At 37.0% G+C, this 19,370-nt stretch carries 28 protein-coding genes; 1 reads left to right on the forward strand and 27 read right to left on the reverse strand.

Annotated features, from left to right (window positions below):
* Nucleotides 1-124: 124 nt before the first annotated feature.
* The 3 genes from nhaC to RUH95_RS18030 all read right to left on the reverse strand — a co-directional run bounded on the left by nhaC (nt 125) and on the right by RUH95_RS18030 (nt 2,966).
* Nucleotides 125-1,558, reverse strand: a complete 1,434-nt coding sequence (nhaC, locus tag RUH95_RS18020; RefSeq protein WP_313894288.1) for a Na+/H+ antiporter NhaC — start codon at nt 1,556-1,558, stop codon at nt 125-127.
* Nucleotides 1,559-1,651: 93 nt separating this feature from the next.
* Nucleotides 1,652-2,755, reverse strand: coding sequence for an amidohydrolase (locus RUH95_RS18025; RefSeq protein WP_313894289.1), 1,104 nt, complete (start codon nt 2,753-2,755; stop codon nt 1,652-1,654).
* Nucleotides 2,756-2,768: 13 nt separating this feature from the next.
* Nucleotides 2,769-2,966, reverse strand: a complete 198-nt coding sequence (locus RUH95_RS18030; protein ID WP_313894290.1) for a YwbE family protein — start codon at nt 2,964-2,966, stop codon at nt 2,769-2,771.
* A gap of 348 nt (nt 2,967-3,314) precedes the next feature.
* Here RUH95_RS18030 and RUH95_RS18035 point away from each other — a divergent pair, with 348 nt between their 5' ends.
* A complete protein-coding gene (locus tag RUH95_RS18035; protein WP_313894291.1) occupies nt 3,315-3,755 on the forward strand; it encodes a peptidylprolyl isomerase in 441 nt (146 codons plus the stop codon).
* A 19-nt stretch (nt 3,756-3,774) separates the two neighbouring features.
* On the opposite strand, the gene RUH95_RS18040 is transcribed toward RUH95_RS18035, so the two are convergent.
* The 24 genes from RUH95_RS18040 to RUH95_RS18155 form a co-directional block, all read right to left on the reverse strand.
* The gene (locus RUH95_RS18040) at nt 3,775-4,017 is read right to left on the reverse strand and encodes a hypothetical protein (protein ID WP_313894292.1); all 243 of its coding nucleotides are present in this window, start codon (nt 4,015-4,017) and stop codon (nt 3,775-3,777) included.
* The gene (locus tag RUH95_RS18045) at nt 4,017-4,337 is read right to left on the reverse strand and encodes a YbjQ family protein (RefSeq protein ID WP_313894293.1); all 321 of its coding nucleotides are present in this window, start codon (nt 4,335-4,337) and stop codon (nt 4,017-4,019) included. Before RUH95_RS18045 ends, RUH95_RS18040 begins: the two co-directional genes overlap by 1 nt.
* 15 nt (nt 4,338-4,352) lie before the next feature.
* Nucleotides 4,353-5,462, reverse strand: a complete 1,110-nt coding sequence (locus RUH95_RS18050; RefSeq protein WP_313894294.1) for a DUF1648 domain-containing protein — start codon at nt 5,460-5,462, stop codon at nt 4,353-4,355.
* Entirely contained in the window at nt 5,462-5,848 is a 387-nt protein-coding gene (locus RUH95_RS18055) for a GntR family transcriptional regulator (protein ID WP_313894295.1), read from the reverse strand. Before RUH95_RS18055 ends, RUH95_RS18050 begins: the two co-directional genes overlap by 1 nt.
* Nucleotides 5,849-6,010: 162 nt before the next feature.
* Nucleotides 6,011-6,700, reverse strand: coding sequence for an N-acetylmuramoyl-L-alanine amidase family protein (locus RUH95_RS18060; protein ID WP_313894296.1), 690 nt, complete (start codon nt 6,698-6,700; stop codon nt 6,011-6,013).
* A gap of 245 nt (nt 6,701-6,945) precedes the next feature.
* On the reverse strand, nt 6,946-7,425 hold the full coding sequence (locus tag RUH95_RS18065; protein WP_313894297.1) for a phage holin family protein: 480 nt from the start codon (nt 7,423-7,425) through the stop codon (nt 6,946-6,948).
* A 115-nt stretch (nt 7,426-7,540) separates the two neighbouring features.
* Nucleotides 7,541-7,711: a hypothetical protein gene (locus RUH95_RS18070; protein WP_313894298.1), complete on the reverse strand. Its 171-nt coding sequence runs from the start codon at nt 7,709-7,711 to the stop codon at nt 7,541-7,543.
* A gap of 1 nt (nt 7,712) precedes the next feature.
* Entirely contained in the window at nt 7,713-8,039 is a 327-nt protein-coding gene (locus tag RUH95_RS18075) for a hypothetical protein (RefSeq protein ID WP_313894299.1), read from the reverse strand.
* Nucleotides 8,040-8,041: 2 nt separating this feature from the next.
* On the reverse strand, nt 8,042-8,866 hold the full coding sequence (locus tag RUH95_RS18080; protein WP_313894300.1) for a phage tail protein: 825 nt from the start codon (nt 8,864-8,866) through the stop codon (nt 8,042-8,044).
* Entirely contained in the window at nt 8,867-9,151 is a 285-nt protein-coding gene (locus RUH95_RS18085) for a ketopantoate hydroxymethyltransferase (RefSeq protein ID WP_313894301.1), read from the reverse strand.
* On the reverse strand, nt 9,148-9,732 hold the full coding sequence (locus tag RUH95_RS18090; RefSeq protein WP_313894302.1) for a putative phage tail protein: 585 nt from the start codon (nt 9,730-9,732) through the stop codon (nt 9,148-9,150). The genes RUH95_RS18085 and RUH95_RS18090 overlap by 4 nt, the downstream gene beginning before the upstream one ends.
* Nucleotides 9,725-10,801 (reverse strand): baseplate J/gp47 family protein, encoded by a 1,077-nt coding sequence (locus tag RUH95_RS18095; RefSeq protein ID WP_313894303.1) that lies wholly within the window; start codon nt 10,799-10,801, stop codon nt 9,725-9,727. The genes RUH95_RS18090 and RUH95_RS18095 overlap by 8 nt, the downstream gene beginning before the upstream one ends.
* A complete protein-coding gene (locus tag RUH95_RS18100; protein ID WP_313894304.1) occupies nt 10,794-11,204 on the reverse strand; it encodes a DUF2634 domain-containing protein in 411 nt (136 codons plus the stop codon). Before RUH95_RS18100 ends, RUH95_RS18095 begins: the two co-directional genes overlap by 8 nt.
* Nucleotides 11,204-11,536, reverse strand: coding sequence for a DUF2577 domain-containing protein (locus RUH95_RS18105; protein ID WP_313894305.1), 333 nt, complete (start codon nt 11,534-11,536; stop codon nt 11,204-11,206). Before RUH95_RS18105 ends, RUH95_RS18100 begins: the two co-directional genes overlap by 1 nt.
* Nucleotides 11,533-12,492 (reverse strand): XkdQ/YqbQ family protein, encoded by a 960-nt coding sequence (locus tag RUH95_RS18110; RefSeq protein WP_313894306.1) that lies wholly within the window; start codon nt 12,490-12,492, stop codon nt 11,533-11,535. The genes RUH95_RS18105 and RUH95_RS18110 overlap by 4 nt, the downstream gene beginning before the upstream one ends.
* Before the next feature lie 8 nt (nt 12,493-12,500).
* On the reverse strand, nt 12,501-13,175 hold the full coding sequence (locus tag RUH95_RS18115; RefSeq protein ID WP_313894307.1) for a LysM peptidoglycan-binding domain-containing protein: 675 nt from the start codon (nt 13,173-13,175) through the stop codon (nt 12,501-12,503).
* A complete protein-coding gene (locus RUH95_RS18120; protein WP_313894308.1) occupies nt 13,172-15,397 on the reverse strand; it encodes a tape measure protein in 2,226 nt (741 codons plus the stop codon). Before RUH95_RS18120 ends, RUH95_RS18115 begins: the two co-directional genes overlap by 4 nt.
* Before the next feature lie 188 nt (nt 15,398-15,585).
* Complete coding sequence (locus RUH95_RS18125) at nt 15,586-15,987, reverse strand: phage tail assembly chaperone (protein WP_313894309.1); 402 nt, start codon at nt 15,985-15,987, stop codon at nt 15,586-15,588.
* Nucleotides 15,988-16,011: 24 nt separating this feature from the next.
* Nucleotides 16,012-16,476 (reverse strand): phage tail tube protein, encoded by a 465-nt coding sequence (locus RUH95_RS18130; protein WP_313894310.1) that lies wholly within the window; start codon nt 16,474-16,476, stop codon nt 16,012-16,014.
* Between the two features lie 16 nt (nt 16,477-16,492).
* Nucleotides 16,493-17,788: a phage tail sheath subtilisin-like domain-containing protein gene (locus RUH95_RS18135; protein ID WP_313894311.1), complete on the reverse strand. Its 1,296-nt coding sequence runs from the start codon at nt 17,786-17,788 to the stop codon at nt 16,493-16,495.
* Nucleotides 17,788-17,964 (reverse strand): hypothetical protein, encoded by a 177-nt coding sequence (locus tag RUH95_RS18140; protein WP_313894312.1) that lies wholly within the window; start codon nt 17,962-17,964, stop codon nt 17,788-17,790. The genes RUH95_RS18135 and RUH95_RS18140 overlap by 1 nt, the downstream gene beginning before the upstream one ends.
* A complete protein-coding gene (locus tag RUH95_RS18145; RefSeq protein WP_313894313.1) occupies nt 17,957-18,361 on the reverse strand; it encodes a phage tail terminator family protein in 405 nt (134 codons plus the stop codon). Before RUH95_RS18145 ends, RUH95_RS18140 begins: the two co-directional genes overlap by 8 nt.
* A 173-nt stretch (nt 18,362-18,534) precedes the next feature.
* Nucleotides 18,535-19,011, reverse strand: a complete 477-nt coding sequence (locus RUH95_RS18150; protein ID WP_313894314.1) for a sigma-70 family RNA polymerase sigma factor — start codon at nt 19,009-19,011, stop codon at nt 18,535-18,537.
* Nucleotides 19,012-19,150: 139 nt separating this feature from the next.
* Complete coding sequence (locus tag RUH95_RS18155) at nt 19,151-19,348, reverse strand: XtrA/YqaO family protein (protein WP_313894315.1); 198 nt, start codon at nt 19,346-19,348, stop codon at nt 19,151-19,153.
* Nucleotides 19,349-19,370: the final 22 nt, after the last annotated feature.

Genomic DNA, 19,370 nt, shown 5'->3' on the forward strand with positions numbered 1-19,370 from the left:
ACCTTTTCACATTTGACCCCGAGGGGCTAGGCGCTGTAGCTAGACAATTACTGAGTATGGAAGCATATACTTTCTTATCAGTTAAAGAAAGGAAAGTTCAGCATTTGTGAACTTTCCTTTTTTCCTATACTTGAACCGTATCTTCTTTTCGTTGAATTTCTACCTCAGTTAACTTTTGAATCGTAAAACCAGTCATCGCGTATACAATCGACAGAATTGGCACAACGAAATTTAATATAGCATAAGGTGCATACTCAAACGCACCAACGCCTAACGTCCCTAAGATGAAAACTCCACATGTATTCCAAGGTATAAAGACAGAAGTTAATGTCCCTCCATCTTCTAGTGCACGGGATAAGTTTTTCGAATGAAGCCCCATGTCCGTATACGCCTTTGAAAACATACGAGCTGGAACAACAATTGAAATGTATTGCTCCGAACAAGTTGCATTTGTTGTAAAACAAGCTACAATTGTTGACGCAACTAATGTACCTGCTGATTTTGCAGCTTTTAATATTTGCTTCACGATCGATTGCAGCATACCAGAATACTCCAATATTCCTCCAAATGTCATTGCAACAATTGTCATCGACACGGTATACATCATGGAATCTAAGCCACCACGATTAAACAACTCATCTACCATGACATTTCCTGTTTTAAGAACAAAACCACCTTGAAGTGTTCCAACAGCTGCCGCAACAGAACCACCTTGAATAAAAACTTGTGATAAAAATCCAAGTAAAATCCCTATAACTAATGCAGGAATTGCTGGCACTTTTTTAGCAACAAGTACGATTACCACTAATGGAATTAACAGCAACCACGGTGAAATAACAAAACTCTGATTTAACATAGAAATGGTTTGTTGAATACTTTCTTGATCAATTTTGCTTCCTCTGTATTGATACCCTAAGATGCCATATACAGTTAAAGAAATAAGTAAACCTGGGATGGTTGTGTATAACATATGGCGTATATGTTCAAATAAATCTGTACCCGTTAAACCTGCTGCTAGATTAGTAGTGTCAGATAAAGGGGACATCTTGTCTCCAAAGTAAGCACCTGAAATAACAGCCCCCGCAATAATTGGTGCAGGAATTCCCATACTAAGTCCAATTCCCATACCAGCAACACCAATCGTCCCCATCGTCGACCATGAGCTACCAATTGCAAGTGAAACAATTCCGCAAATAACCGTAATCGTTACTAAAAATAAAGCAGGCGTAATAATTTTAAGCCCATAATAAATCATCGTAGCAACAACTCCGCCACCTATCCAGGCACCGATTGTTAAACCAACTAAAATAATAATAACAACTGCTGGTAATGCTAATTTAATCCCCTTGTACATCATTTCTTCTATTTCTTTCCACTTAAATCCATGCTTCCATGCAACAAGCGCTGCAACAGAAGTTCCAACTATAAGAGGTATATGTGGCCCTTGTCCCATATATACAACTGCAAAAATCATACATATGATCATTGCTAATAACGGAATAAGTGCCCAAATTAATGACATTTCTTTTTTAGTACTGTTCGTTTCCTTTGCACTCATACAATTTCCCCCTAGAAATAACCTTTGTAACAATTCTAAATTGTCGTTTAATAGTCGTTAATAGGGTAATGATAAAGCTAAATAACCTTATCGTCAATTCTTTTTAGAGAAATTTGTAAGCGTTTTCGCAATAATTTTTGCACCTAATACTAATGACTCATGATTAAACGACATATTTGGGTGATGTAACCCAGGTGCAAGATCTGCTCCAATACCAATCATCGCTGCTTTTACTTCAGGATGTCTAATCGTATAAAAATGGAAATCATCACTTCCAGACGTGATTACTTCATCTGCAAGATTCTCTTCACCAACAACGTCGATAATTCCTTGTTTTGTAATTGCAGCCGCGTCTTTCGATACTTCGGCACCAGGTGTTATATCTTCCCATGTCCATTCCATGTCTATATCAAACAATTGAGCCAACGTCTGTAAATCTTTTTCTATTTGATCTTTCATTTTGAATAAAATCTCATTTTTTTGTGCGCGTGCATCGATTGAAAATGTTGCAGTACCTGGAATAATATTCGCACTTTCTCCACCTGCTTGAATTTTTGTAAGCTTTGCAGAGTATGCTTCGAATGGTGAAAAGTACAGGTTTTTCAACGCTTGATGAATAGCTACCGCTACATCAATTGCATTTTTCCCTTGATGTGGACGTGCTCCATGTGCGTCAATTCCTTTAATCTTCCCTTCTAAAAACATGGCTGCACCATGATGAATAGCAGGTGATACTTTGCCAAACGGAAGTTCTTCAATTGGTCGTAAATGCACCCCAAATAGATGCGTCACCCCTTTGAGTGCACCTCGATCAATCATGGCATTCGCACCATTTCCTTTTTCTTCAGCTGGCTGGAATATAAATCGAATACGTTTGTTTAGCTTTTCATCTTTTATTAACAATAAAGCCCCTAAAACCATAGAGATATTTGCATCATGCCCACAAGAATGATTGGCACGATATACGCCGTCAACTTCCTGCCAAAGCGCATCAATATCCGCGCGAACCGCAATGACTTCTTCCCCTTCACCGATTTCTGCAAGCAATCCTGTCACGTCATCAAAACGTCGGTAAGGAACTCCAAGTTCATCTAATATTTCTGCTAGTTTATTAGTTGTTTCATATTCTTTCCAACTAACTTCCGGATATTTGTGAAAATGATCAAACCATTGTTGTATTTGTGCTTCTATATGCATGTTATTTCACTCCTTATTTTTCGATAATTTCACAAACCCTACCTATTTGTCCATCTGTTAAACGCACTTTTATACCATGTGGATGGAAGGCCGAATTAGTCAAAAGATCTTTGACAATTCCTTTTGTTTTGTTACCTGTTCGTTGATCCTTTTTCAATACGATATACACTTCAATTCCTGGCTTCACATCTTTTTTATTTTGTCCGTTCATTATGAATCACCTCTTTTTGTATAGTACCATTTTGATGCAATACTTACATCACTTTGTTATATAAGCTATGGTAGCTCCATAAAATCGATAATGCTTCGAAATTTGGATTTGGATTTTATATACTCGCTCTAATCGCTGGTCAATATATGACTTCATTGCTCCGGGGGGTGGTAGAATACAACTAATTATTCTATCATCAGAGTGTTTAACTTTCTTCAGTGTTCACCTTTATCTTCTTCGGAAAATTAAAGATTGATTATCTGATAAGGCTTCAATCACTTGTCTTTGGAGATTGCAATAAGTACATGCTATAATGATGAAGGATTTATTCAAAAAGGAGTGTTTACAATGGCGAAAAAAGGTTATTTTTTAATGGATACTGGCGAAAAAATCGAATTTGATTTGTTCCCGAATGAAGCACCAAACACAGTTGCAAACTTTGAACAATTAGCTAACAGCGAATTTTATAACGGTGTAATTTTCCACCGTGTTATTCCTGGTTTTGTTAGCCAAGGTGGAGACCCAACTGGTACAGGTATGGGCGGAAGCGGTACAAACATTAAATGTGAAACTGCTGGTAACCCACACAAACACGAAGCTGGAAGCCTTTCAATGGCTCACGCTGGAAAAGACACTGGCTCAAGCCAATTCTTTATCGTGCATGCACCACAACCACACTTAGACGGTGTTCACACTGTTTTTGGTAAAGTAACAAGCGGCCTTGAAGTAGCAACAGCTATGAAAAACGGCGCTAAAATGGAAAAAGTAGTAGTATTTGACGAAGAATAAAAATGAGCAGCTTCCGAGTTTACGGAAGCTGCTTTTCTTTTTTATAAAAACGTTCACCTGTTTTAGGATTATAATACACTCTCGTTCTCTCACCAGTCACAGGGTCCAGATTAACCTCATCTGTTGATTCAAAATCCTTTGGAACTTCCATTCCATGATTGCGATTAAAGCGTTTATCATAAATAAAATAGCCAAGCAAAATACAGGCAATAACAGCTATAATTTGCACCGCATACACACCCACTATTATAAAAGTTGCCATTATAGTTTCTCTACAACAACTGCCGTTCCGTATGCTACGATTTCACTCATATTTGTACCAATTTCTCCTGAGTCATATCGCATCATGACAATAGCATTTGCACCCATTTCGTTAGCATTTTTAATCATACGGTCCATCGCTTCTTTTCTTGAATCCTCCAGCATTGCTGTATACTGCTTTATTTCTCCACCTACTAATCCTTTAAAACTCGCCATAATATCCCCGCCGAGTCCTCTACTTCTTACAATTAGACCGAATGCCGGGCCTTTTACTTCGACAACTTTATAGCCTTCAATTTTTTCTGTCGTCACTACTAACATATGAATTCCCCCTTTTTATAAGCTAAATGCTATTACAAAAATGATAATAAGCGGTAAGAATAAAACAATCCAACTGAGTGGACGCCCAAAGTTTAGTGTCCATCCTACGCCAAATCGTTTTTCGACTAAAATACTTGGATCGTCTTTATTCACGTAAAACATGCCGCCCTTCCAATAACGGTCATCTTCTACTGCAGCAATCATGTCTTCTAAGTTCGGGCTATCGCCTTTTATTTTTATTCGTGATCCGCCTTGCCCTACTTTTACTGCATAAATCCCTACGCTAACGAGGGTAGTTACGAGAAAGACCAGTGGAAGAGCGAACATAACCCACGGCGATGAAATTTCAGGGTGAATTGTTTGCAAATGAAAATAGCCCATCATTAATGTCACGCTTATTGTGATAAATAAAGCAAACCAACTTGTATATTTTCGGAATGCTAGTTGTTGCGCTAGCGATGTTTTTTTATTTGCCGGGTTAATGCGTGCACCTGAAAATTTCATCCCTTCGCTCATCATCAAAAACATACCTTGCATGACAAGCAAAATAAGCGGCAGCGATAGGGCACTAAAATATGTTTTTTTACTAAATGCGTCCGGCTGTCCAGAAGGTCCCCAATGCGTCGGAATCATATCCGGCATTTGTGCATATTTCATGAACGTATAAATAATTAGGCCACCTGTAATAATCATTGGAATGATAAACACGATTCTCGGCAACAACTGCAGCTTTTCTTGAAATTGCAAGTCTACTACGCGTACCTCCTGTTTGCCGACTATCCATCCTTGCACTTCTTTCAGCTTTTTCACACGAAAGTGCATCGCAAAATAGTAACCTAAGCTTATAAAAAGTATACAAAATTGAACGCCAATGCCTACAAGTGCAATTACCTCTTCACTCTGTTTTTGTGAAAGTGCCCAAATAAGATAACCTGCTAAAATGATTATCCCTACCAATAAGACAACCTGAGTGTACCTTTTTTTCAATCGAACAACCGTCTCTTCTTTGACGTATTGCTCTGGTACATACACACCAAATGCTTCTGTTTGTTTCACAAGTTTTGGCGTAAAAGCTTGTAATATCGTTATAAATAAAAGAATGAATCCAAATAATAAAATAATCATTATTTCTCCTCCTTAATATCCTTAACTAGCTCTCCCAACATCTGGACCATTTCTTCCTCAGAAAGTTTTAAAACGAGCCCTTCTGCAATTAACGGACGGATTTGATCCGCCAATTGTTGTTTTTCTTCATCCGAAGCTTTTGGTATTCCATTTGGTTGTATAATAACGCCCGATTTAGCGACGATTTGTATAAATTCTTTTTCTTCTAAGTAATGATAGGCTTTGTTCACTGTATGCATGTTCATCCCAAGATCTGCGGCAAATGCACGAACGGATGGCAGCGAGTCTCCTGGTTTCAGCTCTCCTCTTGCTATGCCTTCCACTAGTTGCTGGGCAAGCTGTAAATAAATTGGCACAGATGAATTTGACTGTATTTCGATAAACATAATGACACCTCCCACACTCTTTTGTTATATGTATAGTGTAACACATTTGTTATAGAAGTAGAGAATTCTAAATAATATTAGGTCTTTTATTGTTTAATTCCCCTCTTCTGCTAATTAACAAAAAAAGCCCTACCCACCTAAGTGAGCAGGGCTAATTATTATTTATTTCACTCTCAACACTTGACCTATACGAATTGTGTAATTAGCATCAAGTCCATTCCAATCTTTAATTTGTTGTACAGTGCTTCCATAAGTCTGACTTAATGAATAAACAGTGTTACCGCTTACTACAGTATGATAAACTGCTGTGCTTTTCTTTGGAAGATTGAAACACTTTGCGATTCCATTCACATTACCTCTGGCAAGCGATTCAATGAAGGATACTGTTTTCAACTTCGCCGCATCATTCGAATTATCAATAAATCCATTCTCCGTTAAAAGAGCTGGCATATTCGTTTCACGTAACATATGGAAGTTTTCCTGTTTCTTGCCCCGATCAGTGTAGTTTACAAGGTTTAATATTTCTGCATGAATTATACTCTGATAGGTTGTAGTGGGTGCACCAACACTCGGATAAATATAATCTTCATATCCTGTCCCACCACCTGCATTAATGTGAACTGAAAGAAGGAAATCTGCCCCCCAAGAGTTAGCCGCATTTGTACGTGCAGGCAACGACAAAGTCTGATCTCCAGTTCGACTCATTAAAACACTTACATTGTCATACTCTGCAAGCAAAATATCTTTAGTTCTAGTGGCAATTTGCAATGTTAGACTTTTCTCCTGCAAACCATTTCCTACTGCCCCTGAATCCGTTCCACCATGTCCTGCATCAATAAATACTTTTACCATAATTATCACCTCATTTTAGATTTAAATTGCTAGAAAAGAATGATACTTGTACTCCTTTGAATATCACATGACAATTACCACCTCAAAAGGAAAGGCCACCCGGCGGCAGTTTTTTTAGGTAGACATGATTCATTGCTAGTCGACTATTAGAAAATCCATTTGTGTTAACATAAAAACTTGCAGTTTACTCCTAATAATTTCTTTTCCGATTGCATGGTTGGCAGGTTTCTAATGTACTTTTCACATTATTCACCTTCCAGTTCTCTTTTTCGTTTTGACGAGCGCGCGATCTTTGTCTCAATTTCTTCTTTTACCCAATCAGTTAGCTTAACTAGTAGCCATTCGGGTACCCACTTTCCCCAACCGGCTCTAATTGAATTTGCAGTCATAGATTGAATCAAATGATATAAAACTCCAAAAGATAAGATTCCAAAGAATACTCCATGTACTCCAGATATCATATCCATTAGATGACCTCCCGCAGGTAGCATTAATATAAAAAAACTACGAAAAACACCATCAATTCCGTATTTACTTGCGTACGTTTTATCTTTTTTTGCAGATCGTGTACCTGAAATCCAATCCATGACATTAAAAAAAGCTAGAGCCGTCATCGTATAAATAACTACTTCACCTTTACCGTAAAAAAATTCAAATAAGGGTATGAACACTGCTCCAAACAGCAATGGTATTATTTTATCAATTGAAAATAACCATTTTTCCATTTCTTCACCCCTTTTGTTGTGTTAAAAACAAATAGAACGCCCATGTGGGCGTTCTATTATGATTTATTATTCTTTTTTGTTAAGACGTATTTGTTCCTAAGTTAATGATTCAAACTCAGGATAATGCAGCAATTTCACGTTCTGCTATTTCCAACTCCAAATATGGAGCTAGTTTAGCAGGTTTCACATCTGCCAAAGTACGTACTTTCCCCATAATACTAGTGGCATATGCCTTTATTAAACGTTTTTCCGCCAAAGTTAGTCCTTCTAAGTGTACTTCTGTCATTTTAAATGACCTCCATTTCCATTAATAGTAATATCGTTTTTATTTCTATATCTGCATCTGCTAATTCTTCTTTCGATGGAATAAGTGATTTTAAAAAATCATCTTCTTCAAATTCTACTTGCGTCTTGTCTTCTACCCATGCAGTACCTGTCCATCGAGGACGGAAAAATGGTAGTTGACCACTTTCGTTGAAAGGTAAAGGAACGTCTATATATCCTCTAGGTATATCGTACACTGGACTTTCTTTTTCGTCATACTTGACTGGCTCAATAACAATTACTTCACCAGTCATAAACCCTCGTGCATCTATCTCACACGCTTGCTTCATAATCAACCTCCTCCGTCCATTGGCAGTGTGATAACACCTAATAAATTATTTCCTGTAGAAAAAAAGCTATTATCCGCTACTCTTATATTTCCAGTTCCATCTATAATTAAGCACCCCGTGGGCATACCTAGATTTTCTTTAAATATCACAGGTATTTGAGTTACATACGACTCTATAATTCGATAACCTACAGGCAATGTCGTGATAATTGTGCCAGCAGACACTACGCCAGATGTAACTTTTAGATATATCTCTAATTGATTTTTCGCACCCTTCCTGTAAGATATAGTGCCGCTCCAACCGTTTTGCAATATCGCAGTTAACCACGGTGCAGAATTATTAGTGATCAGTTTTTCCCAAGCAACAAATCCAGTGTTCTCTTTTCGCCTTATCCAGTAAGACCCACTCATATCATTCCAATTGTTACCTATCTGAATTGCTCTATCTGCCGCCTCTAATCCTGGAAATGTAGCTATTGTAGACCATCCATCTCCTCCTGGTGGTGTATTTATGCTGTCGTTGGCAAACGCATAGGACGAGAAGTCAGTCACAAGATTTGCATCTTTTAAAGGGAAATAACCGTAAAGTTTTTTTGCCGAGATATCATTTAAGCTCTTAACTGCCATGGAAGTCGCCGCTTTTGTCACATCTGTACTGTATATCTCATTAGATAACTGTGTATGTCCAATCTTTGTCAAAGACGCTTTTTCTGCCAAATGCGTCGTAAGATTTTGCTGGTTTTCCTCTATTCCACTTTCGATTCTGTTCATATCTTGTTCTGTTACTACTTCATCGTATTGCCAATTTTTCTTTACTTGATATACCAATTAAACCACCTCTACTATCGTAAATGTATGTGAAATATCTGTATCTGAACTTATTGGAATGTACACATCATTAGCCGCTATGACCAAGTCATGTTCGTCTAACAAGGCCATATTCGTCACTTTAGTTACAGCACCATTTGGAATCATATAAGCCATGTTCACCTTACCCTCAGATACGCTTTTAATCGTGAAATTTTTAATATCGTATATGTCGTTTATACGTACTTTATCAATCTTGGTCTCTATGAATTGTGCTATTTCATTAATAAATTCTGCTCTTATCATTTCACCACCACCTCACTTGAAAGTGATCCGAAGGGAATAATACCTAATCTCCAGTTTGTAGACAATCGAATACTCCGCTTAATTTTTCTGGCAATAATATGCTCTTTCAAACATAGCCTATTTTCTAATGCTGTTTTCTGAAGATAAATTATATTTAGTGGAACTATTTTCTCAATCATCTCTAATACTTCTTTAAAAAGAGCTGCGTTTGTAATGGCTAGCTCTACTCTTAGAATGTAGTTGGTTACATCTACACGGGCTGTTGCAACACCTTCTCCTAATAAGAAATCTAGTCTTTGCTGCAAGTATTTGAGCGTAAAGGGTGGCTTTATAGACTGACGGTTAATGATTCTTTTTCTTCGGAACTCCATTGTTTCCGTTTTTGGATCGGCCAATATGTTGAAAAGTTTTTCTCTCTTTTCAATCGCAGGTTCCTGCGCTGTTAATATAAACTGATCGTTTAATACGCCATCAAATTCACTTAAAAGCAAATTGAATTCTGGATTTTCAATTGCCATAAGTACTTTAAATTCATGAATATCCTGATAATAATGCGGAAGATAACTCATCAAGTCAGCCATTTAAAATCACACTCCCAAGTACAGGGATTTGAGTATTATTTAACTCAAGGTTAGCTGCCAAACCATTTATGATTGTATTGTTTATGTCCTGTACTCCTTCAATACTCAATATTCTTGCTTCAATTTGACTTATACGTACAACTAGAATAGATTGAGTGTCCCACGTTTTTCTAAGTGAAAATAAATAATCATCGACTGTCTTTTGAACAATACTTTCGATTTGACCAATTGTAACTCCACTAATCACAAGATTGGTTTCAATATTAACTGTTTCTACGCATACACTTGAAACGGAAACGGAATGACCAATCGGTGCTATACCAATTCCTTCACCTTGATTCATTACAGGATCTATTGCTGTTTGTACTGTTTCAATTAATGGGGGTGAAGGCACATTATAATCCGCTCCAATAACGACCGCTCCAACTGTCCCTCCGCCACTAGGAGCTCGAAATAACTTCACACCGCCTACACCTTCTATACTTGTAATTTTTTCTTTGTAGTCAGCACGATTACCTCCGAATGCACGCTCATTAATTTGTTCAATATATTTCTCGTAAAGAGAATCATCTGTCTCTTCATCCTTCCCAGCAATTAGTACATCTGTAAGGGTGGCCTTTCCTAAACCTTCAATCTGCTCCACAGGCAAAAGGTCCCCGAAATCTTTGTTTCCTACCGCTCCAGTGGTTTCAGCTTTTACTTTAAATACTCCCTGTGAAATTCTTTCTGTAACTGCATAAACGACATTATTCAATCGATACCTAGAGCTGATTGGCACGTCCAATAAATGATCGTTAGAGTCTGTAAACATAGCTTTTCTAATTGCAAAAGTTGCTAAGTCTCGATAAACTCCAAACTCAGCCAATCTCCTAGTTAAGTTATCTCCATCCGCTGTATCTGCATATATTTGGCGTAAAATAATACCCAAGTCCGCGTATAAATTAGCTAATTCAATTGCAGCTGGAGCAACCGCATCATAAATGATGGAGCCCTCCAACTTGTCAACGTCATCAGGTACTCGCTCTAGCATTCTATCTCTTATTGCTTCAAACGTCTGGTTTTCAAACAATTGTCATCACCTCCCGAAGCACTTTAACATCTCCGTAAATTGTTATTGCTGTAAAACTTACATAGGCTTCATCCTTCTCAAAGCTTATCTCCATATTTTCTAGCGAAGTAATTCGCTCATCTTGAAGGAGAGACTCTTTTATTCGCCTCGGTAGCTCTGCTTGAACAAATAGCCTTTCGTGACCAATCATATTCTCAAAACCATAATCATCTGAGTAGATTAGGTGAGCAAATCGAATCGTTTTTAAAACTTTGAAAATAACTTGTTCCATTGCTTCTAAGCCTTCTATTTGCCCTCCGCATCTCCCTTTTTCGAAGTCCAATTTGTATGTCTTAGTTGGTAAAGCTTCCGCTTTAATAACTTCAAATGCATCACTATTAAATTCCGATAATGGCAGAACCATTACTCCACCACCTTATCTAGTACTATAAATTGGCCTCCTCCTTGAGAACGTAGGAGTATCACTTTATCTCCTGTAGCAAGACCTGTTCTAATAGGAGTTTCTATTAATTTGCCTTGTAACGCTTTAGGGCCACCATGATCATGTTCAAGATCTACCTCGTATCTAGTCACTCGCTCTGTTAATAGTAGAAATTCTTTTGTTAATTTCAATTTTTGATGAACTTCAATTTCCAAAGGAACAACACTTTTCACTATTCCCTGAACTACATTGACAGGATTTTGAGCATCTACTGCTTTAATTGCTATTTGCTTAATCATGTCATTCATGTTCATATAATTTTCACCTCCAAGGACATTGTGTGTACGCCACTTTCCCACTTTTGAGAACACTCTTCTACTAGGAAATACTCTTTAATCCCAAGTTTTTCAATATAAACAAATATGAAGCTCCCGGCACGTACTTTCCAATGTCCTAACGCTTCCAATGAAAGTGATTTTGTTTCCCGATTGCGAATCTGTATTAACTTGTCTAGTAGGTCAGTAATTTGTGCAGTCGTCATTTTTTCATCGACTTTTTGGAAGTGCTGTAACCTGCCCCATTTTGAAATGTTAGTTGAATCTTGCGTAATATAGTCCTCTCTTTTACCGCTTTGTTTATTGTCCTGCCTTAATTTCACTCTATTAAAAGTCTCTTTATCAATAGATCTCTTATAATCAAAATCAAAAAGCAGACTATCTTCCCCAATATAGAAGTCGTCTGCTGGTATAACCATATTTTCAATATTTTTAAGATCTAACGCTCCAAAATTATCATATAAAACGAAATTCCGATGGGTCTCAATTAATGTGGAATCTAAGAATTTCGAGACTACATCAAAAGCTTTTTTATCGTCTTCCACCAAAGGAGGCATTTTATAAGCGGTATCTTCAAATATGCCAATTTTTAATTGTGCATCTATAGCAATTTTTTTTATAGCATCAGATGCTGTCGTTGAAGCAAAAGTGAATGTATCATTAAACATTAAATACCTTAATTGATCAAAAGCTTTAATATTCACTTCGTCCCCCTGTTTACAACCAACCTCAAATACATAACCATAAAAAATTTTATTTTCTCCATCCGTTACCCGTACAATGTCTCCATTATTAATGGGAAATTTAAGAGACTCAGAGATTATTACTTTCAGATCAAGTGTTCCAGCTTTCCCAATACGACTAGTTTTCCAGTGCACCGATGAAACAGGTATATCCCAAACAGTGCCATTTTTGTTATCGATTAAGACTTCCATGTTTCACCTCATTTCGGTGGTAATTTAATTTTTAGACCAATCGGTAATTTACGTAGTTGACTATCTTTTATTCCATTTAATTGTTGGATTTCTGTATATCTTGACCCGTTCCCTAAAAATTTCTGTGCTATTTTCCATAAGCTATCTCCTTGTATCATGGAGTAAGTCTTTGGCATTTCTTTTTTATTTTGACGTGGGGGAGCTGACTTCTTTACTACCTGCTGTTTTCCCTTAGAAGCTCCTGAGGTTTTTTGTACAACCATTTTCTTCGGTTCAAAGGAGACATACTTTTTAAAAGAAAGTGTATAATATACATCCTCATCTCCAGCAGTTTCGCTACATTCAAAGTTTTCTATGGAAACCAATTCATTAATAACAAAAGAGCCCTCCGTATAAATAAAACGGATGGGCTCCTTCTTTACTTGCCACTCTTTTATTTTCCCGATATAGTAGGACGGTTCAAAAAGAGGAGCAACTACGTAAAAAGCATTTCGAATTGGAAAGAAGGAGTCAATTGTATACTCCGCTAGCTGAATATTTTTTATAATGCTTACTTGTCCAAGCTTTGCAATTGTATACGTCTGACTATCCCCAGCAACAGTTTCTTTGATAGATTCAGGATTCACCGGTAAGCGAAACCCTTCCTTATCATTATTGGCGCTTAAGTAAAATCCACTAGTCATCGGAATACCCCCTCTGCCGAACGTGTTATTTCTTCTTCCATTGCCTTTTCTACTCTTTTCACAACGTCTTCTAAATCCATACCATTCTTTATATCTCCCGCTGTCATCTGAACAGTAGGAGTTAGCGTAACAAAGTTTTGTATGGACTTTATTTCCGCAAGTTCTCTCATTAGCTTAATATTTTCATCCGCTACGTTGACTTGTCCATCTATTTTTCCAACTGAATCAAGTTTTCCACCCTTTAACTTCCCATCCGGATTAGCACCAAGTCCTGTAGTAGATGGATCTATATTCAGACCTTCCTTATTATAGCCATCTTTACCATATGGATTTTCCTTACTTTCATCATGGGAGAATTTGTCTTTCACTTTATCAAAGCCCTTAGAAAGTTTGTCGCTAGCAGCCTTTGATGCTGCTTTGCCCAAAGCATTTCCAGCGTTAAATGCTGCAGGCATATTTGCCATTTCCATTCTTTGAAGGCTAACGACGTTTTTACTGCTCGTCGGGGCTTCTAAATTAGTCGCCAAGTTTTTTAACCCGTTTGATACGACGTTAGCGGTATCGATGTTTAGCTTCCCTATTTCCTTGAGATCGACACCAGGTATAAGATTGAGTGCCTTGATTAAGCCGTTTACTGCCCCAATTGCAATATTAGCTCCGGCAACAAATGCTTTCCCCAATACATTTGCTACTGTATCAAATGAACCTCCTAAAGCTGCTAACTGATCTATCGCCATTTTCACCATGTCATAAAATAACTTTTGCATCGCATAAGTCGGATCAATAAATAAATTAATCAAAAACTCCGCAAACATCGCAAAAACATTCCAAATAGAGGCAATAGTGTTCCATATATAAGCACCGAATGCCGCAAACAATCCGACGATAAATCCTACAACAATAGCCGTTTGATCTTGCCACGCAATCATTGCATAAATCACAAATACAATAACTGCGACAATAGCTAGTAAAACCCATACAATTGGATTTGAAAGATAAGCTGCAGAAACCACCCATTGAATCGCTGCCCATGCCATAGTTGCAGCACTAATCATTCCAATAACTGCATACTTAATTAATAATATTGATACTATAACTCCAATGACTGCTGCAATTGGATAAAGTATAGGAGCAAGAGAATTTATCAAACCATACAACCACTCAAATGCGTCAAATAAAACGTTTAAACCGCTAGTGAAAATACCTACCATATACATAAATACGGCAGAAATATTAGTAAAAGCCTCTGAATTCATAAAGCTGCTAAATCTCTGAAACAATGGTGCAAAGGATGCTAAAGCAAAATTTTTAAACATAGTCCAAGCTTGGCCTGCTGTTCGAGGCATTTTATTAAACTTCTCTTCGATACCATCAGCAGCACTAAACAAAGAGTTTTTTATAACATCCGCCGTGATTTGCCCATTCGCTGCCATATCTTTTAAATCACTCGTACTTTTACCCGTTGCCTGTGCAATGGCCTGTGCTAATAAAGGAGCTTCATTCATAATTTTACTAAAAGTTGGGCCATGTAATTGCCCTGAACCCATTGCTTGTATTATTTGTTGCATGCCAGCTTGACTATCCCCCGGGGATGTTCCAGAAGCAGTAAATGCCTTACTCATCAGTTCAGTAAAATATATCGCTTCATCATTACTACTAAAAGCATCTGGAGCTAATGAATTTATACTCGCTACATTATTGGCTGTATCAGCAATTCCACTGCCCGACCTCTGTGCGGAGCTATATACTTTATCCATTAGCTCTTTATCAGATTGTGAGCCATCATTTACAGTGCCGAGTCTTGCACTCGTTGTAGCATATGTGTCCGCATTTGTGACGAATGCCTTTGCTCCATCCATAATATCCTGAACTGAAACGAGTTTACCTAGAGCGTTGCTGATACGATTAATTCCGTTCAAACTTTGTTGAACAGCCGGTGTTATATTTCTGAATGCTTGGCTTAATAAATTCACTTGACTTACACTAGAAGTTAGAGTGGTTGTACTATAAGCAAGCCGTTTAGTTGCCGTAGATGCCGATAATAATGCTGTACTTGTCCTTTGAGTAGTTATTTGCATACTTCCAAAAGATTTATTTGCCGCTCCTGAAAGTTTATTTAGCGCTTGAATAGTAGCGCCAATTCGTTTATTGATGCGATCGAGCGGGCCAGAAATATTATCTACTAGATCAATAGTTGTTCGTACCGTTACTTCACTTGTCATTTATTTCTACCTCCCTGCCTTACGCTCGATGTCATCTTGTTCTCTCTTTTCTTTATTTGTTTGATGAAGAATAGAAGCAACTACAAAAGCGAATTCTTTTTTTGGTAAGCTTAGTAGCTCTCCCGGAAATTTTTTCAAACGATGGAGGGCGTAATGAGCAATATTTGCCTCAGCATCGCCCTCCGCAATTAGTTTTTTGCTTCTTCAATATCCTCATTTATGTCGGTAATGCCACTAATTTCTGCTACCTTATCCGCAATAGTTTGTGATTCACCCATCGAAAATAATTCACCATAAAGCGCTATTGCACCAGTCACCCCATAAGAAGCTTGTAAACCAGAGTCATTTAAATCTGGATAGATAATAGAATGTACACACATTCCTCTTAGATTTTTCACGTTATTAAATACGCGCGTGATTTGCCCACCCTTCCCAGGCAGCTTATCAAATGCTTGTTCCGAAATACGATCTGATTCCGCTGAACTTAAAGGTCGAAGTTTAATAGGTTCAGAAAAACGGTCGAGTTTTACCTCAACCGTTTCAAGTGGTGATACTTCTGATTTTAAAAAAGCTTTAAAATTACTAGTCATGTATTATCTACTCCATTCTATTTTTTAGTTAATAACTGTAAATTTCTCTAATAAATCAAAGTCACTAAAAGTAAAGTTAACTTCATCGATTAGTACGTCATCCGCATCACCATCCAATGATGCAAGTAACACTTCGTCTGGAAGAACTTCTTTAATCAGCACGGTTTGTCTCCCGGCTCTAGAGGTTACATCAGCGTTTGTCACTTGTATTGCCATTGGAGGCATTAAGCCTGTTCGAGCATACTCCGCAACCATTGATCGAATTTCAGGGCGATTGTACTGCAAGGACATGGATCCCTCACCTTCCCAACCAACAATCTTTTTCCCCTTAGCACGTTTACCAATCGTTTTTACATCCGCCTTAATTAGTTTCATTTTGGCACTTACTTTAATTAATTCTGCCAATTCTAATGTTTGAGTACCAATCGTTACAAAAACTGACCCTTCTTTACCACTAATAGCATCATTATCACGAAATACTTGTCCCATTTATAAAACCCCCTTCTTATTTACACTTAACTGTCATGTATAGTTTTTCCATTGAATCTGCTAAAGTTACCGGAAGAATTGCTACTACCGAGTCCTTCTCTTGTCCCTGTTTCACATCCAATTCGGATACATCGTATGACAGAGCGCCTCGTTGTTCCAACGGATCTAAAACATTTGTAATGATTTGCTGTTTAAAAATATTCCTGCCATCTACATTGTTGTCCACTTTTCCAATGAAATAGCTAGTAAATACATGCTGGACATTATTTTGGATGATATCCATAATTCTTACTAATTTATTTTTACGGAAATCTTGGTTTTTCTTCGTTGTAAATGATCGAAAAGTATTAATGTCTTGCTCCACTACAACACTCTCATTATTAAACGTATATATGATGTGGCCATCCTTTAGTGCCTGAACGATTTCATCGTGCATTTTTCTCTCACAATCAATTGCTCCAGGATACTCTGTATATGTCAATGAATTGGTAATCGAATTTGCATAAGCTGCCGCATACCAATAAAGAGATTCTTTTGCCGTCAATTGTTCATTTCCAGTTAAAGTAACTCCATTTATAACTGAAACGACCCCTTCGAAGTCCGCAGTATTATAATCATTCGTTACAAGAGTTACGTTCTTCCCCTGTTGCTCTCGCCATTCTTTTACTTTCAACGTTAGTAACAGTTTTACCGAAGAATCCTCTGTACCTACTGCTAACACTTTAAAATCTTGTGTGTCCAAACCTTCAGCGAAATTTGAATATGATTCATTTGTAGCGGTTACAGTTGTACCCCCTACTAAGGTTAGCGTAACGTCTACACTTGGTAAATCACCACTAAATGAAACAAATGCATTTGACTTAAGCTCATCAATTGTAGTGACGATTTGTGAATCAACTTGTGATCCATCGAAGAATGTTTTTACAGTAGAGCTTCCAGAAAGTCCAATTGCTACCGTCACACTAATCTTATTACCATCTGAACCACCATAATTTGCAGTTGCTATAAATGGCTCACTTGTTGCAGTAGCCTTCTCTCCAGTTCCGTTTAAGTTGTATACAATTACTTGCCCCGTGCCTTTAAAGGCTTCTCTTAATGGAGTTAATTCTGATAAAGTTTTTCCAAATAATTGTTTAAAATCATTATTAGAAGTAACCTTGATGAACTTACCTGATTCTCCCCAATCTAATGCTATCGGAATAACCACCGAACCTTTAGAATCTAACCCAGTTGCATTTAATGAATTCGTTTCAAAGTTAACATATGCTCCCGGACGTACTTTATTTTGAGTTTCCCATGTTCCTCCAGCCATTATTTAGCCTCCTTTTGCTTCCATGATTGAATTAGCTTCTTCACTTCATCTGGTGAATACTTTTTTTCATCTTCTAATAAAGCTTGAACGATTAATCGCTCTTTAGAACTGTCAGCAGCATTTACATACGCCTGTTTTCCGTACAATTGTCTAGTCTTATTTTTTTTATTACTCATGAACAATCACCCCTAATTCCTTCATTTTTTCTTCTTCATTCACTTCTAACATGTAATAGTCAATTTGAATTAAAATACTCAAAGAATCGTCTCGAAAATTGCTTTCAACCGCTTTAATTTGATATTGGTTTGCTAAGTATTTAAACTCTTTTCTCAATTTCGATTGGATTGTAATGCATTCTTTTCGAGGCTCTGTTTTGTTTCTGGGATAGTAAATAACATTAAAAAAAGCTGTCTCCTTTATCCGACGATTTAACTTTCTAATGCTATCTATTTTTGTTAATAGAACCAGAAAATAAGGCTCTATTAAATTTTGTTGTATATGCTCATCATGAACTTCTACACCAAATACGTTTTTAAGTTGCTGCACTAAGAGACTTTGAATATCATTTATCAATTTAACACCACCCTTCAACTTTTAACTTTTAAAGAAGCATAATAAAAAGCACTTAACTAATATTATTAAGTACTCTCTATACATAAGTTTTATATATCGACTATTTCTTATCTCAACAATGCTTATGCGAATATACTCTTCACTACTAGGTGGGTAAATACGTCAAGTGTACGTCAAGAAACGAGCATTTTGATTTTATCCTTTGCACGATCAATGTATTGTTGTACTGTTCGTTTCTTTAAATTTAATTCCTCTGCAATCTCTGAAAGACTCATACCATATGCCATATGCATTAAATAGCATTGTCTTTCTCTATGGGAAAGCTCTACTAATATATTTATTATTTGATGCTTTTGTTCCTCACTCAAAATACTTTCCTTTGTCTCCAATTCAATAGTTGGAAATAAATCCATGTCCAATAATGCACGTCGCTGGTAAATAGACCTTTTATCCACACCATGAAGATTTCCTGGTCGTCTCCCCTTCTTCATCCATTCAAGGGCATAGGACATATCTTCAATCATACTATTAATAATTTTGAGATCTGCATTGTCTTTAGGATTCATTGGATCTAATCGTTCTATTAAGTGCTCCAATTCTTTTTTATGATACGAATACTCTTCAATTAATTTATCTGCCCAGTTCAACATTTTAAATACCTCTCATTCGCTTATTTTTTATAACTTCTTTAAATAAAAAAGAGGACAACAAATGACTCAGCATTGTGCTGTAATCATTTATTGTCCTCCAGATGACTGGTGGGACTATATATTTAGTACAAAAAAGTAATTAAAACTCTTCTCCCTCATTCCATTTCACTCTAGTTACTTTCCCTTGATGGGTTTTAATTGTTGTATCAGAGTAAAATGGTAATTCTGTAATTTTAGCTTTTCCTTTACTAAGCACAATAACGCTTGGCATTGATAAATCCAGCGTGTTTATACTTAGAATTCCCTGAGCATCTATTTTTAATTCTTTCATTCTCATTTAAATCCCCTCCTAGTACTCT

This window comes from Psychrobacillus sp. (assembly GCF_032154225.1).
Taxonomy (GTDB): Bacteria; Bacillota; Bacilli; order Bacillales_A; family Planococcaceae; genus Psychrobacillus.

What these genes read in the sequence shown, in the direction of transcription:
- nhaC (WP_313894288.1), bottom strand. Translation starts at nt 1,558, where the DNA reads ATGAGTGCAAAGGAAACGAACAGTACTAAAAAAGAAATGTCATTAATT.
- RUH95_RS18025 (WP_313894289.1), bottom strand. Translation starts at nt 2,755, where the DNA reads ATGCATATAGAAGCACAAATACAACAATGGTTTGATCATTTTCACAAA.
- RUH95_RS18030 (WP_313894290.1), bottom strand. Translation starts at nt 2,966, where the DNA reads ATGAACGGACAAAATAAAAAAGATGTGAAGCCAGGAATTGAAGTGTAT.
- RUH95_RS18035 (WP_313894291.1), top strand. Translation starts at nt 3,315, where the DNA reads ATGGCGAAAAAAGGTTATTTTTTAATGGATACTGGCGAAAAAATCGAA.
- RUH95_RS18040 (WP_313894292.1), bottom strand. Translation starts at nt 4,017, where the DNA reads ATGGCAACTTTTATAATAGTGGGTGTGTATGCGGTGCAAATTATAGCT.
- RUH95_RS18045 (WP_313894293.1), bottom strand. Translation starts at nt 4,337, where the DNA reads ATGTTAGTAGTGACGACAGAAAAAATTGAAGGCTATAAAGTTGTCGAA.
- RUH95_RS18050 (WP_313894294.1), bottom strand. Translation starts at nt 5,462, where the DNA reads ATGATTATTTTATTATTTGGATTCATTCTTTTATTTATAACGATATTA.
- RUH95_RS18055 (WP_313894295.1), bottom strand. Translation starts at nt 5,848, where the DNA reads ATGTTTATCGAAATACAGTCAAATTCATCTGTGCCAATTTATTTACAG.
- RUH95_RS18060 (WP_313894296.1), bottom strand. Translation starts at nt 6,700, where the DNA reads ATGGTAAAAGTATTTATTGATGCAGGACATGGTGGAACGGATTCAGGG.
- RUH95_RS18065 (WP_313894297.1), bottom strand. Translation starts at nt 7,425, where the DNA reads ATGGAAAAATGGTTATTTTCAATTGATAAAATAATACCATTGCTGTTT.
- RUH95_RS18070 (WP_313894298.1), bottom strand. Translation starts at nt 7,711, where the DNA reads ATGACAGAAGTACACTTAGAAGGACTAACTTTGGCGGAAAAACGTTTA.
- RUH95_RS18075 (WP_313894299.1), bottom strand. Translation starts at nt 8,039, where the DNA reads ATGAAGCAAGCGTGTGAGATAGATGCACGAGGGTTTATGACTGGTGAA.
- RUH95_RS18085 (WP_313894301.1), bottom strand. Translation starts at nt 9,151, where the DNA reads ATGATAAGAGCAGAATTTATTAATGAAATAGCACAATTCATAGAGACC.
- RUH95_RS18090 (WP_313894302.1), bottom strand. Translation starts at nt 9,732, where the DNA reads ATGGCTGACTTGATGAGTTATCTTCCGCATTATTATCAGGATATTCAT.
- RUH95_RS18100 (WP_313894304.1), bottom strand. Translation starts at nt 11,204, where the DNA reads ATGGTTCTGCCATTATCGGAATTTAATAGTGATGCATTTGAAGTTATT.
- RUH95_RS18105 (WP_313894305.1), bottom strand. Translation starts at nt 11,536, where the DNA reads ATGAACATGAATGACATGATTAAGCAAATAGCAATTAAAGCAGTAGAT.
- RUH95_RS18110 (WP_313894306.1), bottom strand. Translation starts at nt 12,492, where the DNA reads ATGGAAGTCTTAATCGATAACAAAAATGGCACTGTTTGGGATATACCT.
- RUH95_RS18115 (WP_313894307.1), bottom strand. Translation starts at nt 13,175, where the DNA reads ATGACTAGTGGATTTTACTTAAGCGCCAATAATGATAAGGAAGGGTTT.
- RUH95_RS18120 (WP_313894308.1), bottom strand. Translation starts at nt 15,397, where the DNA reads ATGACAAGTGAAGTAACGGTACGAACAACTATTGATCTAGTAGATAAT.
- RUH95_RS18125 (WP_313894309.1), bottom strand. Translation starts at nt 15,987, where the DNA reads ATGACTAGTAATTTTAAAGCTTTTTTAAAATCAGAAGTATCACCACTT.
- RUH95_RS18130 (WP_313894310.1), bottom strand. Translation starts at nt 16,476, where the DNA reads ATGGGACAAGTATTTCGTGATAATGATGCTATTAGTGGTAAAGAAGGG.
- RUH95_RS18135 (WP_313894311.1), bottom strand. Translation starts at nt 17,788, where the DNA reads ATGGCTGGAGGAACATGGGAAACTCAAAATAAAGTACGTCCGGGAGCA.
- RUH95_RS18140 (WP_313894312.1), bottom strand. Translation starts at nt 17,964, where the DNA reads ATGAGTAATAAAAAAAATAAGACTAGACAATTGTACGGAAAACAGGCG.
- RUH95_RS18150 (WP_313894314.1), bottom strand. Translation starts at nt 19,011, where the DNA reads ATGTTGAACTGGGCAGATAAATTAATTGAAGAGTATTCGTATCATAAA.
- RUH95_RS18155 (WP_313894315.1), bottom strand. Translation starts at nt 19,348, where the DNA reads ATGAGAATGAAAGAATTAAAAATAGATGCTCAGGGAATTCTAAGTATA.